This is a genomic window from Bacillus sp. AFS001701 (assembly GCF_002559405.1).
Taxonomy (GTDB): domain Bacteria; phylum Bacillota; class Bacilli; order Bacillales; family Bacillaceae_G; genus Gottfriedia.
In genome coordinates this window covers 1-16245 of the sequence record NZ_NTZO01000237.1, presented here as the reverse complement: position 1 = coordinate 16245, position 16245 = coordinate 1, and the positions used below count along the sequence as shown (strand labels likewise).

Annotated in this window: 19 protein-coding genes and 1 riboswitch; of the genes, 6 read left to right on the top strand and 13 right to left on the bottom strand. The window is 32.1% G+C overall.

What is annotated here, in order from left to right; translation table 11 throughout:
- Nucleotides 1–390: 390 nt before the first annotated feature.
- The 3 genes from CN514_RS16000 (at nucleotide 391) to CN514_RS15990 (ending at nucleotide 1898) form a co-directional block, all read left to right on the top strand.
- Nucleotides 391–735 (top strand): YojF family protein, encoded by a 345-nt coding sequence (locus CN514_RS16000; RefSeq protein WP_056475499.1) that lies wholly within the window; start codon nucleotides 391–393, stop codon nucleotides 733–735.
- A 16-nt stretch (nucleotides 736–751) separates the two neighbouring features.
- Nucleotides 752–1432, top strand: coding sequence for a bacillithiol biosynthesis deacetylase BshB2 (bshB2, locus tag CN514_RS15995; protein WP_069033403.1), 681 nt, complete (start codon nucleotides 752–754; stop codon nucleotides 1430–1432).
- Between the two features lie 85 nt (nucleotides 1433–1517).
- The gene (locus tag CN514_RS15990; protein ID WP_098233445.1) at nucleotides 1518–1898 is read left to right on the top strand and encodes a VOC family protein; all 381 of its coding nucleotides are present in this window, start codon (nucleotides 1518–1520) and stop codon (nucleotides 1896–1898) included.
- 53 nt (nucleotides 1899–1951) lie between these two features.
- Here the strand turns inward: CN514_RS15990 and CN514_RS15985 are convergent, their stop codons facing one another.
- The 6 genes from CN514_RS15985 to CN514_RS15960 all read right to left on the bottom strand — a co-directional run bounded on the left by CN514_RS15985 (nucleotide 1952) and on the right by CN514_RS15960 (nucleotide 8388).
- A complete protein-coding gene (locus CN514_RS15985; protein WP_098233444.1) occupies nucleotides 1952–3097 on the bottom strand; it encodes an ABC transporter permease in 1146 nt (381 codons plus the stop codon).
- Between the two features lies 1 nt (nucleotide 3098).
- Entirely contained in the window at nucleotides 3099–4223 is a 1125-nt protein-coding gene (locus tag CN514_RS15980; protein WP_098233443.1) for an ABC transporter permease, read from the bottom strand.
- 36 nt (nucleotides 4224–4259) lie between these two features.
- Complete coding sequence (locus CN514_RS15975; RefSeq protein WP_098233442.1) at nucleotides 4260–5195, bottom strand: ABC transporter ATP-binding protein; 936 nt, start codon at nucleotides 5193–5195, stop codon at nucleotides 4260–4262.
- A gap of 157 nt (nucleotides 5196–5352) precedes the next feature.
- Nucleotides 5353–6456, bottom strand: a complete 1104-nt coding sequence (locus CN514_RS15970) for a sensor histidine kinase (protein WP_098233441.1) — start codon at nucleotides 6454–6456, stop codon at nucleotides 5353–5355.
- Between the two features lie 16 nt (nucleotides 6457–6472).
- Entirely contained in the window at nucleotides 6473–7114 is a 642-nt protein-coding gene (locus tag CN514_RS15965) for a response regulator transcription factor (protein ID WP_097974647.1), read from the bottom strand.
- A 287-nt stretch (nucleotides 7115–7401) separates the two neighbouring features.
- On the bottom strand, nucleotides 7402–8388 hold the full coding sequence (locus tag CN514_RS15960; RefSeq protein WP_098233440.1) for a zinc-dependent alcohol dehydrogenase family protein: 987 nt from the start codon (nucleotides 8386–8388) through the stop codon (nucleotides 7402–7404).
- Between the two features lie 203 nt (nucleotides 8389–8591).
- Here CN514_RS15960 and CN514_RS15955 point away from each other — a divergent pair, with 203 nt between their 5' ends.
- Complete coding sequence (locus CN514_RS15955; RefSeq protein ID WP_069033413.1) at nucleotides 8592–8891, top strand: hypothetical protein; 300 nt, start codon at nucleotides 8592–8594, stop codon at nucleotides 8889–8891.
- 69 nt (nucleotides 8892–8960) lie between these two features.
- On the opposite strand, the gene CN514_RS15950 is transcribed toward CN514_RS15955, so the two are convergent.
- The 3 genes from CN514_RS15950 to CN514_RS15940 form a co-directional block, all read right to left on the bottom strand.
- The gene (locus tag CN514_RS15950) at nucleotides 8961–9533 is read right to left on the bottom strand and encodes a TetR/AcrR family transcriptional regulator (RefSeq protein ID WP_098233439.1); all 573 of its coding nucleotides are present in this window, start codon (nucleotides 9531–9533) and stop codon (nucleotides 8961–8963) included.
- A gap of 17 nt (nucleotides 9534–9550) precedes the next feature.
- Nucleotides 9551–10243 (bottom strand): MBL fold metallo-hydrolase, encoded by a 693-nt coding sequence (locus CN514_RS15945; RefSeq protein WP_098233438.1) that lies wholly within the window; start codon nucleotides 10241–10243, stop codon nucleotides 9551–9553.
- 152 nt (nucleotides 10244–10395) lie between these two features.
- Nucleotides 10396–11865, bottom strand: coding sequence for an amino acid permease (locus tag CN514_RS15940; protein ID WP_098233437.1), 1470 nt, complete (start codon nucleotides 11863–11865; stop codon nucleotides 10396–10398).
- A 199-nt stretch (nucleotides 11866–12064) separates the two neighbouring features.
- Nucleotides 12065–12242, bottom strand: a riboswitch (Lysine riboswitch).
- Nucleotides 12243–12443: 201 nt separating this feature from the next.
- On the opposite strand from CN514_RS15940, the gene pdxK reads away from it, so the two are divergent.
- Nucleotides 12444–13259, top strand: a complete 816-nt coding sequence (gene pdxK / locus CN514_RS15935; RefSeq protein ID WP_098233436.1) for a pyridoxine/pyridoxal/pyridoxamine kinase — start codon at nucleotides 12444–12446, stop codon at nucleotides 13257–13259.
- 280 nt (nucleotides 13260–13539) lie between these two features.
- Here the strand turns inward: pdxK and CN514_RS25785 are convergent, their stop codons facing one another.
- Both CN514_RS25785 and CN514_RS15930 read right to left on the bottom strand, forming a co-directional pair.
- On the bottom strand, nucleotides 13540–13686 hold the full coding sequence (locus tag CN514_RS25785; protein ID WP_176525933.1) for a hypothetical protein: 147 nt from the start codon (nucleotides 13684–13686) through the stop codon (nucleotides 13540–13542).
- On the bottom strand, nucleotides 13683–13892 hold the full coding sequence (locus CN514_RS15930; protein WP_098233435.1) for a hypothetical protein: 210 nt from the start codon (nucleotides 13890–13892) through the stop codon (nucleotides 13683–13685). Before CN514_RS15930 ends, CN514_RS25785 begins: the two co-directional genes overlap by 4 nt.
- Before the next feature lie 196 nt (nucleotides 13893–14088).
- Here CN514_RS15930 and CN514_RS15925 point away from each other — a divergent pair, with 196 nt between their 5' ends.
- The gene (locus tag CN514_RS15925) at nucleotides 14089–14406 is read left to right on the top strand and encodes a hypothetical protein (protein ID WP_098233434.1); all 318 of its coding nucleotides are present in this window, start codon (nucleotides 14089–14091) and stop codon (nucleotides 14404–14406) included.
- Nucleotides 14407–14489: 83 nt separating this feature from the next.
- Here CN514_RS15925 and CN514_RS15920 read toward each other — a convergent pair whose 3' ends face one another.
- Nucleotides 14490–15083 (bottom strand): YdeI/OmpD-associated family protein, encoded by a 594-nt coding sequence (locus CN514_RS15920; RefSeq protein ID WP_098233433.1) that lies wholly within the window; start codon nucleotides 15081–15083, stop codon nucleotides 14490–14492.
- Between the two features lie 316 nt (nucleotides 15084–15399).
- Nucleotides 15400–16107: a nitroreductase family protein gene (locus tag CN514_RS15915; protein WP_098233432.1), complete on the bottom strand. Its 708-nt coding sequence runs from the start codon at nucleotides 16105–16107 to the stop codon at nucleotides 15400–15402.
- Between the last annotated feature and the right edge of the window lie 138 nt (nucleotides 16108–16245).

Below are 16245 nucleotides of genomic sequence, written 5' to 3'. Positions count from 1 at the left end.
AGTTTAACAATTAATATCTTTTTAGAAAAGAAAAAAAAGGTAAAACAAGTAAAAATTTGACTATTTTACACAAAAACTCTTCTTTTTTGTCGAGTTTTAGTCACGTATACTATCAATAAAAGATACCATTAATTACCTTAGTTTCTTATTTTTTGAATATTTTAAATTTTTTTAACAAAAGTAGTTGACGAATATTTTCCCATCATGTATATTAAATATAAATTAACTGAATATTTAAACAGTTAAATTTTAGTAATCATGTTATACACATCCCCCCAATCCCTATCACCCAATTAGATAGGGATCTTTTTATGTTCAAAATCACAAGCCAACAAATTACCAATTTAGGGAAAGTTGGATTATAATACTTTTTAAAGGAGGTACGAGAAAATGCAAAAATTAGAAATTGGTGCTGCCCAAGATGCACTTCAAAATTATATAAATCAAACAGTCTATTTACATTTAGAAACTACAAATGGTGCATATGCTAATCACTTTAATGAAAAAGTAATGACGGTAAATGCCTTTATCAGAAATACGAAAGTAATCATTAGCCGTGCTACGATCACAGGCAAATACCCATACCGTGTCGGATTAAAGCTTGAAGAAGGCTGGGTTGTTGCAGAAGGGTTAACTGATTTTGAAGTTGATGACCAAGGTCGCCTCCTACTAGCAGGTCATAATGAGGATGGCAAGCTTGCAATCGCAATACATTTAAGCTATACGCCATTTTAAGAGAGGAGCACTAAAAATGAGTCAAAAACAAGAAAAAGTATTACTTGTGTTCCCTCACCCTGATGATGAAGCTTTTGGGGCTGCTGGAACAATTTCGAAGTTTACAAATAAAGGGATTCCGGTTACATACGCTTGTTTAACTTTAGGAGAAATGGGACGAAATATGGGAAATCCATTTTTCGCAACAAGAGAATCACTTCCTACAATACGTAAAAACGAATTAATCGACGCTTGTAGAGAAATGGGAATCCAAGATTTAAGAATGCTAGGATTTCATGATAAAACAATTGAATTCGAAGACCCTGAGGATGTAATTAGTCCAATAAAGGAAATCATTGATGAGATTCAGCCAACATTATTAATTACTTTTTATCCAGAACATGGTGTCCACCCAGACCATGATGCAACTGCAAGAGCTGCTGTTGAAGCAGTTCGACGAATGGATAAAGAAGATCGTCCAACAGTATGGTGTATCGCGATAACAAAAGAACGCTTTGAAGTTTTAGGGAAACCCGATATCGTGAATGATGTAATGGATGTTGCAACCCAGAAACTAAGAACGATGAAAGCACATCGTTCTCAGACAGAGGCGATGCTTAAAGACGTTGTAAAAATCGAAAAATTTGAGGATATACCCGATGATCGATTAAAATCATTTTTTGCGAAGGAATCATTCTATACCTATCAGTTTGAATAATCACTTGCCAAAACCAATGTAAGAAGGTAAAAACCTTATATATGTAGAAAGAAAAAGAGATTAAACTATTCTGGAGGTTAATGAAATGTTGAAAATGAGGTATTTAATTTTATATGTTTCAAATCTAGAAAAATCTCTTACTTTCTATACTGAGTCTTTAGGCCTTCCTATTCGTGGAAATCATGGTACGTATGTCGAATTAGATACTGGCAATACCGTACTTGCTATGATTGAACGTGGCAATGTTCAAGAGCTAACTGGATTAAATTATAAAAATACTCAAGAATCCTCTAAAACCTTTGAAATTGGATTTGTAACTGATGATGTGCATTCTACAATAGAAGATTTACGAACAAAAGGTGTAAACATCATCAAAGAACCAATTACAAAACCATGGGGTCAAACAGTAGCATATGTAGCAGATCCAGACGGTCATTTTATTGAAATTTGTAGTTCAATGGACTAATAAAATAGCTAAAAAATCCATCTCTAAAATAAAGAGATGGATTTTTTTGATACTTACACAAAATTTCTAGTAGAACTATTACGACTAAACTTATAAATAGCAATTAAGAAAAATGCAGCCGCAAAAACTAGTAGGATTAAAATGTTTAAATATAAGCTTCCTAAACTACTTCCTTGTTGCAACTTCGTCAATGTCTCTAACGTCCATCTTTGTGGAAGAAAATCTGCAATTCTTTGTACTGATGATGGCATAATCTCGATTGGCCAGAAACAACCGGAGATCATAACAGTTGGAACAACGATTAAGTTCTGCAATGCTCCAGATGATTTTGAACTATTAGAGAACGCTACAATCATTAATGAGATCCCGACTGAGACCAAAGCAAAAAGCATCATAACAATTGCTGCTTCCCAAAATGGAATATGAATATCGATATGAAACACTTTTGTCATAAAGAGGAGCGTAATAATTACTTGGACAGTCATTACAATCATATTTACAACAACATTTGAGAAAATATATTTCCTAGCATTAATAGGTGCTGACAAAAGTCTGTAATAAATTCGATTTTCTTTTTCCTTTAAAATAATTTCAGAAAGATTCCCTGCAGACATTAACATAATCATAATCAAAAAGCCTAAACTGTATGTCGTCATATTTTCAGATTTAGATGAATCTGATAATGTTTTTGTTGCTACCTTGAAGCTAGCGTTTTGGTAGTTAGAATACATTTGACTAAATTTAGTTTGGTCTGTTTTTGCCACTCTACTAATTGCTGAAACATTGTCGATATAATTGTATAAATAAGATTTTACAAAGCTCGTAATTTGAGCGCCTTTTATAGATGATATTTGAATATGATTTGGGTTACCAGAACGTACACTATCTGTAAAACCATCATGGAACGAAATAACACAATCAAGTGATCCTGAAGCGATCTTATCATTGGCATTAGAATTGTTTATTATTTCAATACGAACGTTATCTAAGTGTTCTAAAAACTTAACCGTATCATTTGCAATATATTGATGATCCTCGTTGACAATCCCAACATGAACGATCGTTTTATTGGAACCACCATAGGCTAGAAAGGAAATAAAAATACCAATTAGAGGCACTAAAATATACATAATAATATTTTTCTTATTTTTAAAAGTGGTTCTTAAAGTATTCGAAATTAGCCAAAAAACTGTCTGCATCCTACAGCCCCTCCCTTCTTTGTAGAGAAATAGATGCAAGAAATAGGAATAATAAAGAAAAACCTATATTAAAGACTAGCGCCGGGATAGCAGCTGATAAGTCGTTTGCATAAATAATTTTTGTAATTGCAGTATTAACCCATGTAAGTGGTGAAAGCTGAGTAATGAATTTTAAAATCCCACTAGTATCGCCCAATTTAAAGTAAGCTCCACCAAAAAATGAAGATAACTGCACAACAATCATGATGATTGCTCTAGATGATGCATTTGATTTCGTTATATAGCTTACAACCAAGCCTAAACTAATTGATAGAAGGACTTCCGTTAGTAAAACAATAAAGACTAATAATAGATGGCTACCCCAGTTGGCTTTAAAAAAGAATTTACTGAAATAGACAACTACAATAATGCACAGAAAGTTAGCAACCAAACTTCCAAGTATTTTCCCTATAAAAATCTCAAATTTAGAAATAGGAGAAACAATTAACCGATCAGCAGTTTTTCTAACTCTTTCTCCCGTGATCAATTTACTTGCAGACATAGCTGCATAAAGAACAATCATAGTCGTCATTGCAATCGCGTAATAATCCATCGAACCTGGCTGTTTATTTGATGCAATCGACGTGTCCTTAATATAATCATCATGAGAATTACCTAAAAAGACTTCCTTAACTTGAGTTGGATCGACTTTTGCAACTTCCACGCTAACATTATATTTATCTACAAAAGAAGTTAACATACCTTGAATAACACTACCCTCAACACTGTTTCCTTCATTGATATAAAGCTTAATTCCGTTATCTTGAATAGAAATATAGCCATCATAATGATTTCGCTTCACTTCACTCTGGCCATTTGTATTACTCGTAGCTTTTTTAAAATGAATTCCAGACTTTTTCGTACTTTTAATTAATTCGTTAAAATACTGCGAAAACTCACCAGTTGTTGATTGATCTTTATATAAAACATGCACATCTTTAATCGGGACTGATGTTGAAAAAGCATTTGAAAGTGAAGTACCTAAGACAAGCATTAAAATGATTGGAAATGCTAACATAAAAAATAAGTTCCTTACATCTCGAAAGTCACGCTTAATTTCCATGAAAGCAATATTAAAAATATTCAAGCTAATTGCCTCCTTATTAAATAATTTTTCATAAAGTTAATCACGTAAATTTCGGCCTGTTAATGTAAGGAAAACAGTTTCTAAATTAGGCGCATTTTCATGTAATGAACTGATTTCGATTTCATTATTAATAAAATGTTGAATAATTTTATTTAAATTATTCACACCATTATCTGAAGTAATCGTAATAACATTATCTAAAATATGAACGTTCTCGACGCCATTAATTGCTTTAAGCTCCGTAACATCAATATTTTCAGTCGTTTTAACTTCTATTCGAATATCCTTTGTATTCGTAATAATCGATTTGAGCTGTTCCTTTGTTCCTTCAGCGATGATTTTTCCATGGTCAATAATCGAAATACGTGAGCATATTTCTTCAACTTCTTCCATGTAATGGCTCGTATAAATGATTGTACAGCCCATTTCATTGAGCTTACGTACACTATTAAGAATATAGTTTCGTGAATGTGGATCAATCCCAACAGTTGGTTCATCCATAATAATCAGTTTAGGTCGATGTGCAATCGCACACGCAATATTTAATCTTCTCTTCATTCCACCAGAGAAATTTTTTGGATATTCCTTAAATTTATCTTCTAACCCTACAAATTGTAAGGCTTCTTCTACTCTTTCATTTAATTCCGAACCTCTTAAACCATAAAGTCCAGCGAAAAATCTAACATTTTCATAGGCAGTTAAATCTTCATAAATAGCTAAGTCCTGAGGTACCATTCCAATATTCATTTTTGCGAACTTACTATTCTTCCTACTGTTTTTACCTAGAATTTCTACAGTACCTTGATTACTTCGAAGTAGCCCTGAAATAATATTAATTGTCGTACTTTTTCCCGCTCCATTTGCACCAAGAAATCCGAAAATTTCTCCTTCTTCAATTGATAAAGACATATTATCTACTGCTATAAAATCCCCAAACTTTTTAGTTAAATTTTTTATCTCTAAAACTTTCATCCTCTCACCTCTTAAGCTTTTTAGTATGATGCTATTATAAGCAAAAGGGTGAACTAATATCAGTGTATTAGTTCACCCTTTTCACATGAGAATATTCATGTTTTTATTTAGGCAAAATCATGATGGACTTAATAGAAATTCATATCACAAGATGAAATTATTGAATCGGAAGCAAAGTTGTAACTGAAAAACCATCATGACCATCCACTATTATTTTCCCATTTATAGCCGCAGTTCTCTCTTCCATCCCAATGATGCCTAAACCTTTTTTAATTTTCACTTTCCCTTTACCATTATCTTTTACATTTGTTTTTATCATTTTATTCATGACATGTATTTCAATCGAAACCTCTGTAGCATTTGCATATTTCATCGTATTTGTTAAAGCCTCAACTACATTTTCATGAATTACTTTCCATTGCATTGGCGTAATAAGGTCGAGATTTCCTTTATAGACAAACAATGTTTTTAAATCATGCTTAGCAGAAAATTCATCTATGAATAATTTCATATGATGAATTCCCATTTGTTCAGTTGGAGGCTTCATATTTTTTAAAGTAAGTCTTATGTTTTCAATTCCGTCCTTTGAAATATTAATCGCATTTTGAAGCAATTCTAATGCTTTATCTTGATTAGTACTCATTAAATGTTTAGCTGCTTCCATTTGATATAGCGCACCTGTCATTGAATGCCCTATTTTATCATGGATTTCTTGAGAAATACGATTTCGTTCCTCCAATTTAAAGGTATACTCCGATTGCTCAATAAACTCATTATGGTTATTTATCTTTTTTGACAGCTTTTGAATCATTCTCCTCATTTTGTCAGTTTGATCTTCTTTAAACCGTAATCTAGTATTATACAAATTAACAAGCGAAAAAACGATAAAACTAAATAATGAAATTAATCCATAAATAGGCTGTAGAGAATTAGATAAGTAGAAAATTGGAAATAGTGCAAGAAAACAACCAATCCATTTTTTCGAAGTAAAAAAAGAAACAAGTTCTAAGATCGACATTGGCAGTAGTAAAAGAAATAATGGCTGAATCTTTAAATTGGAATAGACAATTAAACAAATTGATAAGATTAGTAAAAATTTTATCAACGATCTATTTTTTATTAAATAAAGACTAATATTTAAACAAAAATAAACAAGCAATGCAAACAGTACCCAAGAGAAATTAGGAATTTCTTTTTGAATACAAATTAGAGCTATATACAATATAACAGAGAGCTTATTTAAAATAATCCAACGCTCCATATGTAACTCCTTCGCGTTAGTCTACTTTCCCAGTAATATAGAAAATAGCAATTTGTGTACGATGTTCTAGCCCAGTTTTTCCGAGAATTGAAGTTATATAATTAGCAACTGTTCCTTCAGAAATATAAATTTGTTTAGAAATTTCCTTATTCGAAAACCCTTTTGCAATTAGAGCCATTACATCTAACTCTCTTTGGGTAAACAAACTCGTATCGATTTTCGTATCTGCAGTACTTGCATTGCTTGATAAATTCGTTCTAATTTTATCGAGTACTAAATCTTGCATGACTGTATTTCCATGATAAACACTTTTGATTGCTTCTCGAATACGTTCAGGTTCATTATTTTTTAATAAATAGCCCTTTGCTCCATTTTTCACAGCATCAATAATGTACTCATCATCATCAAAAGTCGTTAAAATAAGTGGCTTTGTTTTAGTTTGCTCGGAAATATGCTTCGTAGCTTCTACGCCATTCATATTTGGCATTCGAACATCTAAAAGCGCAACATCTACTTCATTATTTTGACAATATTTTAACGCTTCATTCCCATCATTTACTGTTTCTAATACTTCAAACTCTTCATAAGAGCTCAATATGATTTTAAGCCCTTCCCTAATAAATGAATTATCATCAGCAATAATTAATTTTATTTTCATTTGAATTGAGGGAGAAAATTTCTACCTCGTTTTCACATCCTTTATTCCACGAATTATATTTCCATTATATACCACTACTGACTAAATACCATGAGAAGAAAAAGATTAATCTTGTTGATTTCACAAACAAATCACTTAATTACATAACTTTATTGTTTTACGAAGCCTTGACGTATTCAATAAATAGGTAAACAGATTCGTTGAAGTGAACTAATTCAAAAAGATTAGTAAAAGAAGTTTGAAGATAAAAAAATCCCCATGCATATGCAAAAGGGATTTAGGTAACATTACTTATTTTCAATTAATACTTTACCATATTGAACTTCATTATTTTCAAAGTAATCATGAGCGTCCTTCACTTGATTAAATGTAAAAGATTTTGGATTAATTAGCGGTTTTAGCTTACCTTCTTCAACTAAAGTAGCAATTTTATTTAAAATAGCACTATGTTCTTTACGCCCTTCCTCTGTTTTTTGAGTAAGCAGAATAAATATTACATGTAAAGATAAAGATTTGTTATGTAAAAGTGTTAAATCATGCGTCGAACGTGCTGCGATTGCTAGAACAGTACCTTTTGGTTTAACTGCAATAAATGATTTATCTAGGTTTTCTTTACCGACAGTATCAAAAACAAGATCAAAGCCTTGTCCATCCGTTAGGCGGTTAACATATTCTTGGACGGTCTCTTCCTTGTAATTAACGACATGGTCTGCACCTAGTTTTTTAACTAAATCAGCTTTTTCATTCGACGAAACAGTTGTCGTAACAGTAGCTCCAAAAGCTTTCGCCAACTGGATAGCTAGATGACCAACTCCTCCTGCACCGCCATGAATTAAAATATGATCACCTTGTTTTAAATTACCTCTGTCAAAAAGTGCCTCCCATGCAGTAATAACTGTTAATGGTAAACTTGCAGCTTCTTGAATTGGTAAATTTTTTGGAGCTTTAGCAATTACTGCTTCTTCTATTAAAAAATAATCTGAAAGAGTACCCGTAAAGACATTTAAACCGAAAACAAAATCACCAACTAAAAAACGTGAAACATTTTCACCAACTTCAACAACTTCACCAGAAAAATCACTATGTAAAATCATCGGAAAATTAGGATGGAACGCATTCGGTACAATCCCTTTTCTAATCTTTGTATCAATCGGATTGATACTAGTCGCAGAAACCTTAACTAAAACTTGATGACCAGATGGCTTCGGTATTGAAAGTTCAACATTTTTAAACTCAGAGCTATCTCCATATTGATGAATAACAATTGCTTTCATAATAGGCCTCCTATGCAAAATAGAAAATATTATTAAGTCATTTTAGCATACATCAAATCGAAAAAAATACAATTTTGACTTCAAATCGAATCATAAGGTTTTGATTATAATGGTTAAAAATTTATAATTTATATTGTTTTTTCACATTGTTTCAGTATAATCAATATAAATCTTTTAATCTTAATTCATGGAGGAAAATGACTATGGTAAACAAATTAGAGGAATTAAATGAGAGAAATACGTTAAACCATAGAAATATTGTAAAGTATGTAAAACACGTCTTTGATGAGTTAGACTTAAAAGTTAGAAGATTTCGTGAAGAAACAGCAATTAAGGCAGCTCATCATGCAAAACCAGATTTAGAAGAAGAAAAATTATTTTATAACAATATTCACCATATGAAGACGTTACTAATTGACGTATTAGAACGTACTACTGAAGATCTTGAACATATGGGAGATAAAAACTGGAATAAAAACTTCAAAGACGGCGTAAACGCTTAATTTTAAATAAAAACGTATTTTCTCTATAAATAAGGATAGGAGGGTATTTAAACCTTCCTATCCTTTTGATTATTGCTTTATATCCAGCTTCAAATTTCTTACATAATTTTTCAATACAAAAAGTACACTTTCATCAATTGGAATATTTATACCAAATCCATCAATTTTTTCAAGCGAAACAAAACCATGAAGCAAACTTCTTAACCCTCTTACCGCATGAATAAGTTCAATGTCCGTTAAATTATATGGTTTCAATAATTCATAGATTAAGTTCAATATTTTATTCCCAGTTAAACGATACTCATCACCTGGGGTTTGAGAAGGAGATAAGGTAGCTTTATATAAACCAGGATGGGTTCTAGCATAATCAAGATAAGCAAAAGCTAATGCAAAAATTGCTTTCTCATTATTTTTACCTTCAACCGATTCACGAAGTTTTTCATAAAGTTGTGTAATCCCATGCAATGCAACACTATTTTTTAGTTCATCCAAATTCTTAATATGATTATAAATGGATGGAGGTTGAATCGTTAGCTTCTTTGCAAGATAACTAATCGTTAAAGCCTCCCACCCTTCTGTATCGACAATTTTAATTGAAGTACTCAGTAATTGATTAAAATTCAATCCAATTCTTGGTGACATTACGAATTCCCCTTCACTTACTGCTTTTTCAGAGCACGGTCAATTGCTTCTTGTGGATGACTTAACATCGTACCATGACCGACTGCTAATAATGTAGGTTTTAATTCACTAATTTTCTTAGCACTATTTAAAGCAGCATCTTTATTCCATGTTGCCATTGATGGAAAAGGAAATAAAATTTTCAATTGACCAGAAATCGCAAAACCACCTCTTAATGAAAAAGCATCACCAGCGATAATAGCATTTGTACGTTGATCTAAAAATGCCATTGAACCTGGTGTATGACCGGGAACTTCAACTGCTATTAAAGACCCAATAATGTCACCTTCTTGTAGTAACCGATCCGGAATAGTTTGGATATTTTTAGGAACGCCGCCTTTTATAGGAGTATTTGGCTCACTAGCTTCTAAACTTGTGTCTCCTTTTAATAACTTTGCATCCCTTTTTGAAATGGAGACGACTGCATCAGGAAGTAGAGATTTTAATTGATCAAGCGCTCCAACATGGTCGCCGTGTGCATGCGTTAAAACGATATTCGTAATTTTTTTGCCGATTTGATTAGCTGCATCAATAATTTTAGTCGCACTAAAAGATAGCGCTGTATCAATTAACGTAAGTTCGTTTTCTTCTTCAACTAAAAAACAATTTACAGGAAAGAAATTGGGTAAAAAGCTCAACTCATAAAGATAATTATTTTTCGTAATCTTCAATTTTATCCCCTCCTAATAATAAAAACTAATACCTTTAGTTTTATAATACTAAAGGTATTAGTTTTTGTGAACAAAAATTCCAAATTTACAAAAAAATCGTTAAAATAACTAAAAAACCCTTCCATCATAGATGAAAGGGCTATACTTTATAATTATTTTCTAGATAAATCCATCTCTTTATAAGAAACAACTTTCGTTTTGTGTTTAAATTTATAACCTAACCAAACAATTAAAAACACAGGAATTCCAATATATGAAACAAGTACACCTTGCCAATCAATTGCCTTACCAGTGAAAGCTTGCCAGTTTTGAGCTAGTACAATAAATAAACAAGCTAAGAATGCTAAGATTGGACCTAGTGGGAACCATTTTGCGCGGTAAGGTAGGTCATTCAAATCTTTACCTTGAGCAACATAAGCCTTACGGAAACGGTAATGAGAAATCGCAATACCTAACCAAGCAAGGAAACCTGATAATCCTGATAAATTTAATAACCAAGTATACACTTGACCTTCACCGAAAAATGAAGATAAACAAGCTAATGATCCAACTGCAAGTGTTATATATAAAGCATTTGTAGGAACACCATTTTTATTTACTTTTGTTAAGAATTTAGGAGCTTTTCCTTCAATTGCTAGAGTATATAACATACGAGTAGATGCGTATGTTCCACTATTACCTGCCGATAAAACTGATGTTAAAATAACTGCATTCATTACAGAAGCCGCAAATGCAACACCTAATTTTTCAAATACTAAAGTAAATGGACTAACAGCCACGTCGTTTTTCATTAGACCAGGATCTGTATAAGGAATTAATAAACCAATTACGATAATAGCTAATACATAAAATAGAAGGATACGCCAGAAAATTTGACGGATAGCTTTTGGAACATTTTTTTCTGGATGTTCTGTCTCACCTGCTGCAACACCGATTAGCTCAGTACCTTGGAATGAGAAACCTGCAACAATAAAGATTGATAAAACACCTAAAAATCCATTATGAAACGGAGCATCTCCAACAGTAAAGTTTTTGAAACCTGCATGATGTCCACTTAAAATACCAAAAATCATTGCAATACCAACAACTAAAAAGACAACTACAGTAACAACTTTAATTAATGAAAACCAAAACTCTGATTCACCATAGCCTTTAACTGATAGTAAATTTAAACCTAAAATAATCACTAAAAAGATTCCGCTCCATAAAACAGCAGGAGTATGTGGGAACCAATATTTCATCAGCATTGATGAAGCTAATAATTCAAAAGCTAAAGTGATTGCCCAGTTATACCAATAATTCCAACCCATAGCAAAACCAAATGCTGGATCAACATAGCGAGATCCATAAGTACTAAATGAACCAGAAACTGGCAAATAAGTCGCCATTTCACCTAAACTAGTCATTAAGAAATAAACCATAATACCAATTAGTCCGTAAGCTAAAACAGCTCCACCAGGACCAGCTTGACTAATTGAAGTTCCACTAGCTAAAAACAAACCTGTTCCAATTGAACCACCAATTGAAATCATCGTTAAATGTCTTGCTTTAAGCCCCCTTTTTAGAGAACCATCGTGAGTATTCGATACTACTTTATCATTTTTAGGGTTCGTTAGTCCCATCTTATTTCCTCCTCTTGATTCTTGCAATCTTATCTTTACGCGAGAATATGGGACGGTATAAAAGTGTTGTATGATGTGTATTTTACTCAGTATTTTCGTCAATATGTAAAGAATGGAAAATCTGGTAAAATACAAAAAACACGTGAAGCAATGTTCACGTGTTTAAGACTCAATTATATGTGTCAAACAGCATCAACATCTCTTCAATAGCCCTCCACAAGAAATCTTGTGACAGTCCTATGCTTATTCAGCAATAGGCCCAATAATAAATTTAAATGGTAAATTTATTATTTCGGCAGTTTCACCTTTTATTACTTTTCACAGGTACCATAAACCTCAAAGTAACGACTAATCAAAACTGCGCCTCTATCCAGACGAGATAAAGATCATATTAAATTAATTTTTATAAACTCAATATACAATCTATTAATCTAGTTTGTCAATAGTTATTTCGACAAAAATAGACTCAACTTAAGAGATCTATTTCTTAAATTTCGCTTCATGATGCTCATGTCTTGTACCTAGCACTTATGTTTTTGTATAATAATTCTATGTACTTCAAAGGAGGAAATTTTCACATGACAATTTATAAAGCATTGACACTTGCGGGTTCTGATAGTAGTGGTGGAGCTGGATTACAAGCTGATATTAAAACGTTTCAGGAACGTAATGTTTATGGCATGAGTGCAATTACAACTTTAGTAGCGATGGATCCTCATAATCATTGGCATCATCAAGTATTTCCAATTGATATAGATACAATTGCAGCACAATTAGAAACAATCGTTGTTGGTGTTGGAATTCAAGCAATGAAAACAGGTATGCTTGGTTCAACTGAAATAATTGAGTTAGCTGCAAAAACAATAAAAAAACATAATATTGATCGAGTTGTTGTCGATCCAGTTATGATTTGTAAAGGAAATGACGAGGCTCTTCACCCAGAGACAAATGATGCATTAAGAGAAATTTTAGTACCACTTTCAACAGTTGTAACACCAAATTTATTTGAGGCAGCTCAATTAGCTAAAATGGCACCAATCTGCACTGTTGAACAAATGGAAGAAGCGGCACGCAAAATCCATGAATTAGGTGCTAAGTATGTTTTAGTTAAAGGTGGAAGCAAAATTCAACATGAGAATGCAATAGATGTATTATTTGATGGTGAAAAAATCGAGCATCTAGAATCTGACAGAATCGAAACTACATATACTCACGGTGCGGGTTGTACTTATTCTGCAGCAATTTGTGCAGAGCTTGCTAAAGGTGTTGAACCAAGAGAAGCAATCTACACTGCAAAGAAATTCATTACTGAAGCAATTCGTCACTCATTCCCACTTAATCAATACGTTGGCCCAACAAACCATATGGCATATCGATTACATGGAGAAGGCTAATATCAAATAATGGGGCTGTCTCATACGTCAGATTAACTGACGTATGGGGTGCCCTTTTTTTAATTGTAAAAAAGGTGAATGTACTGTCGCTAACTAGGGGAAATCTCAACAATGCTTTGACTTGAAGCTGATATGATTGATCTTTTTGCAGATAATAAGCAGATTTTTATCAAGTTTTTATTCGATTTGGAACAAATTTGCTAGTTTTTGGTTTGAAAATATCTACTATTGTCTAATTTGAAGGTCATAATACCTTAACTGGTATGGGTAATTTTTATTTTTATTTGCGATTCCCAAATTTTATTTGCAGTTTTGCCAAATTTAATTGCGCTTTTTTAGATTTTATATGCAGTCCACGTATATTTTTTAATTTAAAGAATAAAAAAAGGGCAAAGGTTTCCCCATCCCCCATGTTCCCATCTTTCACTTAACAATTCCCTTAATTGCCTTAAATGCATTTCTTCCTTTGAAATAAATAAATCTTTCCCATTTAGCTAATAAACCATTTCCATTTTCACCATTTTCAATCTGAAGCGCGTGCTGTTTATGAAAATCAGCAACTCCTTCATTATGTTTTGTATGCAAAGTATTTAAACGCTTATGAAGATGTGATGCATGTTTGTTTTGTCCCATATAAATTCTTTCCTCCTTAGACAATAGCTTAAATAGTTTATAATTAAGTAGAGCATCCAATTTTTCTATTAATTTCTACTCTAATTCCTACATACTTTTACACTATCAATAATTTTGAACACCAAGTAAAAATTACCATTATTTAACATTTTTTTATATATTACATGTTATTATATATAGAAAGGAAGTGGATTTTATGAGAAAAAATTTTTTCATATTAATGATAACATTTATGCTTCTTTCAGTAATTGGTTGTGAAAAAAATAATGACGAAAGTATCCAAGGCATTGCATATGCTAGCCTAACTAGAACTGAACAGGCTGCGTTAAGTGATAAACATGGGGTCATTAAAAAAGTAGAATCCATACCTAATAATGCTACAATATTTAATAAAAATTATCATAAAGATAAGCTATATTCTGTTACTTTTAATGGAGATCATCCTGAAGAGAAAATCGTTATCTATATAGATACTGAGACAAACAAAAAAGTCGGAATGATTGGTGGGGATTAATTTTTTAATCCATATACCCCCAAAAAATAAAGAGCGATATTAGTCATTAATCGCTCATTATTTTTTTATTAGTTTTAATAAAACTAATCATTTAATCCTTTTCCATCGAGAATTTGATCAATGTATTTCTCAACCCTAGAAGTACGGGTTTTGGATTGTTTTGGTTGAGAAAAATAATAAATATAAGCTCTTTGACGTCCTGGCGTTAATGCTTCAAAAGCCGTTTTTAAGGCCGGGTTTTCATCTAATTTAAGTTGTAATTCTTCAGGAACTTCATAATCTGAAGTCTTTTTTAATTCTACTTGCAAACCAGCTTTTTCCACTTCAATTGCTTCTTTAATATAGTCCTTTAAAACGCTTTCCATTTCAATTATTTCCTGAATATTGGTGAACCGAATCTGACGTGCTGATTGAACATTTTCTGTTTGTTGAATCAGAATGCCTTTTGGATCTTTTAGCAACGCACCTTTGTGAAACAGAAGTGCACAATATTCTTTAAAACCATGAATTAAAACGATATTTTTATTATCAAGTGTGTAACAAGGATGCATCCATTTAAAATCTTCAGTCAGTTCACAGTCAATGACGATTTCTCTTAACTTATAAAATTCTTCTTGCCACTTTTTCGCTCTCAGTAAAAATGCTTCAACTTTAGGATGCATACTACTATTTGTCATCGATAAACACCTCACATTAATTCTTCCTGACACTTTTTTAGCGTTTACTTAAATATAAATTAACTTAAGAATTTCCATCTCCATACTATTATTTTAGTAAATTTTACTATACAAGTTTTTATAATACCACTCGTATTGTCCCAACCACTTTATTGTTGTACAGTCATTCCACTTTTTCAACTTATTTTTAGCTAGTTAGATGGATAATTACTCCCTCAAAAAAGTTATTCTTTAAACGGATGCAAATTTCCTTCAAACAAAAAAAGAACAAGTCCAAGGTTTCCCTTATCCCTGCTCTTCATACTCTTCTAAGTAATTAGTACTGATCCCAAGCAACAACTTCATCTAAAGTTAAACGAACTTTTTCGAAGCCTGCTTTAATTCCTTTACCAACTGAAATTAACATAACTGGTTTGAAGTTTGCTGGTACATTAAAAGCTTCTACAAATTTCGCTTGGTCAAATCCACCCATTGGTACTGTATCTAGACCTTTTGCTTTTGCTGCAAGCATAAATTGCATTGAAACTAATCCACCATCAACCATCGCAATTTTTGTTGCAATATCTTCTGGTAAACCACCGTAGTTTTTCACGATTGATCCTACGTAGAAGTCTTTCACTTCCTGAGTCATCATACCTTTTTCAACTAATTCATCATAAATGCGATCGGCATTTTTGTATGCTTCTGTATCACCTAAAACAGCAATTACCGCAGAAGCATCCACAACTTGTTGTTGGTTATTAGCGATTGGTAATAATTTTTGTTTAGTATCTTGGTCCTTAATAACAAGGAATCTCCATGGTTGTAAATTTGAAGAAGATGGGGCTTGAACTGCAATTTCTAGTAACTCCTTAATTTCATCATCAGACATTTGAAAGCTTGGATCGTAGTGACGAACTGATCTTCTTTCCTTTGCTACAGTGAAGAAATCCGTACTATCAAGCTCTTTTGGCGCTTCTTTACCAAAATCAATTTCGTTTACTTTATTTAAATACTCTTCTTTTTCAGATTTAACATTAGACATATTTAATCTCTCCTTAATTAACTGTATTCTTTATAAATACAGTATATGACTTTAACTGTATAAAAGTCAACTACAGTTTATAAAAAAATAAAATCGAAACATTTTAGTTTCGACTAAATTAGATAACATACTAATAAA

What these genes read in the sequence shown, in the direction of transcription:
- CN514_RS16000 (WP_056475499.1), top strand. Translation starts at nt 391, where the DNA reads ATGCAAAAATTAGAAATTGGTGCTGCCCAAGATGCACTTCAAAATTAT.
- bshB2 (WP_069033403.1), top strand. Translation starts at nt 752, where the DNA reads ATGAGTCAAAAACAAGAAAAAGTATTACTTGTGTTCCCTCACCCTGAT.
- CN514_RS15990 (WP_098233445.1), top strand. Translation starts at nt 1,518, where the DNA reads ATGTTGAAAATGAGGTATTTAATTTTATATGTTTCAAATCTAGAAAAA.
- CN514_RS15985 (WP_098233444.1), bottom strand. Translation starts at nt 3,097, where the DNA reads ATGCAGACAGTTTTTTGGCTAATTTCGAATACTTTAAGAACCACTTTT.
- CN514_RS15975 (WP_098233442.1), bottom strand. Translation starts at nt 5,195, where the DNA reads ATGAAAGTTTTAGAGATAAAAAATTTAACTAAAAAGTTTGGGGATTTT.
- CN514_RS15970 (WP_098233441.1), bottom strand. Translation starts at nt 6,456, where the DNA reads ATGGAGCGTTGGATTATTTTAAATAAGCTCTCTGTTATATTGTATATA.
- CN514_RS15965 (WP_097974647.1), bottom strand. Translation starts at nt 7,114, where the DNA reads ATGAAAATAAAATTAATTATTGCTGATGATAATTCATTTATTAGGGAA.
- CN514_RS15960 (WP_098233440.1), bottom strand. Translation starts at nt 8,388, where the DNA reads ATGAAAGCAATTGTTATTCATCAATATGGAGATAGCTCTGAGTTTAAA.
- CN514_RS15955 (WP_069033413.1), top strand. Translation starts at nt 8,592, where the DNA reads ATGGTAAACAAATTAGAGGAATTAAATGAGAGAAATACGTTAAACCAT.
- CN514_RS15950 (WP_098233439.1), bottom strand. Translation starts at nt 9,533, where the DNA reads ATGTCACCAAGAATTGGATTGAATTTTAATCAATTACTGAGTACTTCA.
- CN514_RS15940 (WP_098233437.1), bottom strand. Translation starts at nt 11,865, where the DNA reads ATGGGACTAACGAACCCTAAAAATGATAAAGTAGTATCGAATACTCAC.
- pdxK (WP_098233436.1), top strand. Translation starts at nt 12,444, where the DNA reads ATGACAATTTATAAAGCATTGACACTTGCGGGTTCTGATAGTAGTGGT.
- CN514_RS15930 (WP_098233435.1), bottom strand. Translation starts at nt 13,892, where the DNA reads ATGGGACAAAACAAACATGCATCACATCTTCATAAGCGTTTAAATACT.
- CN514_RS15925 (WP_098233434.1), top strand. Translation starts at nt 14,089, where the DNA reads ATGAGAAAAAATTTTTTCATATTAATGATAACATTTATGCTTCTTTCA.
- CN514_RS15920 (WP_098233433.1), bottom strand. Translation starts at nt 15,083, where the DNA reads ATGACAAATAGTAGTATGCATCCTAAAGTTGAAGCATTTTTACTGAGA.
- CN514_RS15915 (WP_098233432.1), bottom strand. Translation starts at nt 16,107, where the DNA reads ATGTCTAATGTTAAATCTGAAAAAGAAGAGTATTTAAATAAAGTAAAC.